At 66.9% G+C, this 3280-nt stretch carries 6 protein-coding genes; all 6 read right to left on the bottom strand.

Going from position 1 to position 3280, the window contains the following annotated elements; genetic code table 11:
* Positions 1 to 652: chromosome segregation SMC family protein (locus AC2VOG_RS15140; RefSeq protein WP_486940700.1), on the bottom strand; the 652-nt coding region annotated here is incomplete at its 3' end.
* A 63-nt stretch (positions 653 to 715) separates the two neighbouring features.
* On the bottom strand, positions 716 to 1000 hold the full coding sequence (locus AC2VOG_RS15145) for an acylphosphatase (RefSeq protein ID WP_486940701.1): 285 nt from the start codon (positions 998 to 1000) through the stop codon (positions 716 to 718).
* Positions 987 to 1400, bottom strand: a complete 414-nt coding sequence (locus AC2VOG_RS15150) for an OsmC family protein (RefSeq protein WP_486940702.1) — start codon at positions 1398 to 1400, stop codon at positions 987 to 989. Before AC2VOG_RS15150 ends, AC2VOG_RS15145 begins: the two co-directional genes overlap by 14 nt.
* Positions 1401 to 1491: 91 nt before the next feature.
* The gene (gene mutM, locus AC2VOG_RS15155) at positions 1492 to 2352 is read right to left on the bottom strand and encodes a bifunctional DNA-formamidopyrimidine glycosylase/DNA-(apurinic or apyrimidinic site) lyase (protein WP_486940703.1); all 861 of its coding nucleotides are present in this window, start codon (positions 2350 to 2352) and stop codon (positions 1492 to 1494) included.
* Entirely contained in the window at positions 2353 to 3051 is a 699-nt protein-coding gene (gene rnc / locus AC2VOG_RS15160) for a ribonuclease III (RefSeq protein ID WP_486940704.1), read from the bottom strand. It abuts the gene before it with no gap.
* The coding region (locus tag AC2VOG_RS15165; protein ID WP_486940705.1) for a YceD family protein at positions 3044 to 3280 on the bottom strand (237 nt) is incomplete at its 5' end. The genes AC2VOG_RS15165 and rnc, both read right to left, overlap by 8 nt.

Here is a 3280-nt window from a genome sequence, read left to right on the forward strand (position 1 = left end):
TGGTTTGGGCGCGACGAGCCACCTCGGCCTGGCGGCCCAGCGGTTTGAGCTGGCGACGCAACTCGGTGGTCAGGTCGGTCAGCCGGGCCAGGTTCGCCGACATCGACTCAAGCTTGCGGACCGCCTTTTCCTTACGCTTGCGGTGTTTGAGCACACCGGCGGCTTCCTCGATGAACGCCCGCCGGTCCTCGGGCCGCGATTCCAGGATTTCGTTGAGCTTGCCCTGCCCGACGATGACGTGCATCTCACGGCCTATCCCGGAGTCGCTCAGCAATTCTTGGACATCCATCAAACGGCAACTGCTGCCGTTGATTTCGTATTCGCTGGCTCCATCGCGGAACATCCGCCGGGTGATCGACACCTCGGAGTACTCGATCGGCAACGCGTTGTCGGAGTTGTCGATGGTGACGGTGACCTCGGCGCGGCCCAGCGGCGAGCGCGAGGAGGTGCCGGCGAAGATGACGTCTTCCATCTTGCCGCCGCGCAGCGTCTTGGCGCCCTGCTCCCCCATCACCCAGGCCAGCGCGTCGACGACGTTGGACTTGCCGGACCCGTTCGGCCCGACCACGGCGGTGATGCCGGGTTCGAACCGCAGAGTCGTCGGCGAGGCGAAGGACTTGAAGCCCTTCAGCGTCAGACTCTTGAGGTACACGGCGAGCCAGACTACCCGTTTGGCGATGGCGCGGGACGCGACGCGTTCCGAGCAAGAGCGGCGTTATCGCTCCGAAAAGCCGCTGATGACGTCGCCGCGCGGCGACCAGTCGCTGACCACCGCGTCGACCTGACCCGGCGTTTTTCCGCCCTGCAACAGACCCAACAGCTGTTCACAGGCGTCACGTGCTCCCTGCGCGACGACCAGCACGCGGCCGTCAGGCTGGTTGGAGGCGTAGCCGGTCAACCCCAACTCCAACGCGCGCGAGCGGGTCCACCAGCGAAAGCCGACCCCTTGCACCCGGCCGTGCACCCACGCGGTGAGCCGGACGGCCTCACTGTCCGACATCGACGACCTGGAAGTCGACCTGGGTGCCGGCCTTCAGTGTTCGCCCGACCGTGCACACCTGGTCGACGGCACGCTGGACGACGGTCAGGACGCGCGCCTTTTCGGCGTCGTCGAGTCCGGACAGGTCGATTTCGAGCGACTCCTGGAGTCGTGGGTAGACCTCTTGCTCACGGTCGGCATCCCCGGACACCCGAATGGTCGCCCGATAGTCGTCGCCGAGTCGGCGGGCCAGCGGCGAGTCGCTGGACATTGCGCTGCACGCCGCCAGCGCCATCTTCATCAGCTCGCCCGGCGTGAAGACCCCGCCGACGTCTTCGGAGCCGACGAGCACCTCGGCGCCGCGCGAGCTATGACCGGTGTAACGGCGCACACCGGTGCGTTCGACCCACAGATCCGTCATGGTTTAGTTCTACCTCTGTGTTGACTCCGCGCTCTGGGCGCGTGCCACTCCTACTATCGCGCCGTGGACGCAGAATCAACACCGCACGCTGTCAGCCCCGCGGCCGCGGCTGACAGCGGGGACAGTAGAACGAGGATCGGTTCATGAATTTGTCCCGGCGAATCACCGCGCCGCAGCGCTTGCACGGCTTGCCTTCGCGACCATAGACATTCAGCGATCGGTCGAAGTAACCGGATTGCCCGTTGACGTTGACATACAGCGAGTCGAACGACGTGCCGCCCTGGGCCAGCGCGTCACGCATCACCTCGGCGGCCGCATCGAGCAGCGCCGTCAACTGTGGGCGGGTCAGCTTCTCGGCCAGCCGGGCACCGTTCACCTTGGCCCGCCACAGCGACTCGTCGGCGTAGATGTTGCCGATCCCGGACACCACGGTCTGGTCGAGCAGCTGGCGCTTGATCTCGGAGTGCTTGCGCCGCAAAACTTTCACCACGGCATCGCTGTCGAAAAGCGGGTCCAGCGGATCACGCGCCAGGTGCGCGACGGGGGTGGGGACCACGCTGCCGTCGACGGTGACCAGATCGGCCAGCAGCCAGCCACCGAACGTCCGCTGGTCGACAAAGCTCAGCGTGGTGCCATCGTCGAGCAGCGCGGCGATGCGCAGATGGCCAACGTTGGGGATATCTCCGAGCAGCATCTGACCACTCATGCCGAGGTGCACCACCAGCGCCTGCTCGTCACCGCTGGGCGCGTCCAGCGTCAGCCACAGATACTTGCCGCGACGATCGCTGCCGCTGATCCGGGCGTTCAGCAGCCGGGCGGTCAGGTCGGCCGGACCGGCTTCGTGGCGGCGGACCGCGCGCGGATGATGGACGCGGACGGCGGCGATCGTCTTGCCCACCACGTGAGCGTGCAGTCCGCGCCGTACCACCTCGACTTCGGGTAGCTCGGGCATCTACCCGGCGGTTTCCCCGGGTACGGCACCGTCGAGTTCGGTCAACGCCTGGCACGCCTGCTCGGCGGCCTTCTGCTCGGCTTCTTTTTTGGTCCGGCCGGTCCCGGACCCGTACTCGGTGTCCATGACGACCACCACCGCGGTGAACTCTCGCTGGTGGTCGGGTCCGGTGGCAGTGACGCGGTAGGACGCCACGCCGAGCCCGCGGGCCGCCACCAACTCTTGCAGGCTGGTCTTCCAATCCAAGAGGCCGCCCGCGTCCAGCAAGTCGCTGAACAATCGCAGGATCACCTTTTGCGCGGCCTCGAGGCCGCCGTGCAAATAGATTGCGCCGAGCAGGGATTCGAGACTGTCGGCGAGAATGCTGGATTTGTCGGCTCCGCCGGATTTCAGCTCGCCGCGGCCCAGCAGCAGGTGGGCGCCGAGCCCCTGATCGGTCAGCGACCGCGCGACCTCGGCCAGTGCCTGGGTGTTGACCACGCCGGCCCGCATCTTGGCCAGATCACTTTCCGGCTGTTGCGGATGCCGGTGGTACAGCTCATCGGTCACGGTCAGACCCAGCACCGCGTCGCCGAGAAACTCCAGCCGCTCGTTGGTGGGTAGGCCCCCGTGCTCATAGGCGTAGCTGCGATGGGTCAGCGCCAGCGTCAACAGATCGGCGGGCAGGTCCACCTCGAGCGCGTCGAGCAGGTCACTCACGGACGGCCCCGTCGCTGTCGCCCAGCAGTGTCGTCAGCTTCGCCCAGCGTGGGTCGATCTCGTCGTGGTGATGCCCCGGATCGGCGGTGGCCAGCGCGATGCCACACGTCGCGCACAGCCCCGGGCAGTCATCTCGGCACACCGGCGAGAACGGCAGCTCCAGGCCCACCGCGTCGATGATCGGCTGCTCGAGGTCGACGGTGTCGGCGACGACGTGGCCGACCTCGTC

This window comes from Mycobacterium sp. TH-M11, assembly GCF_057473725.1.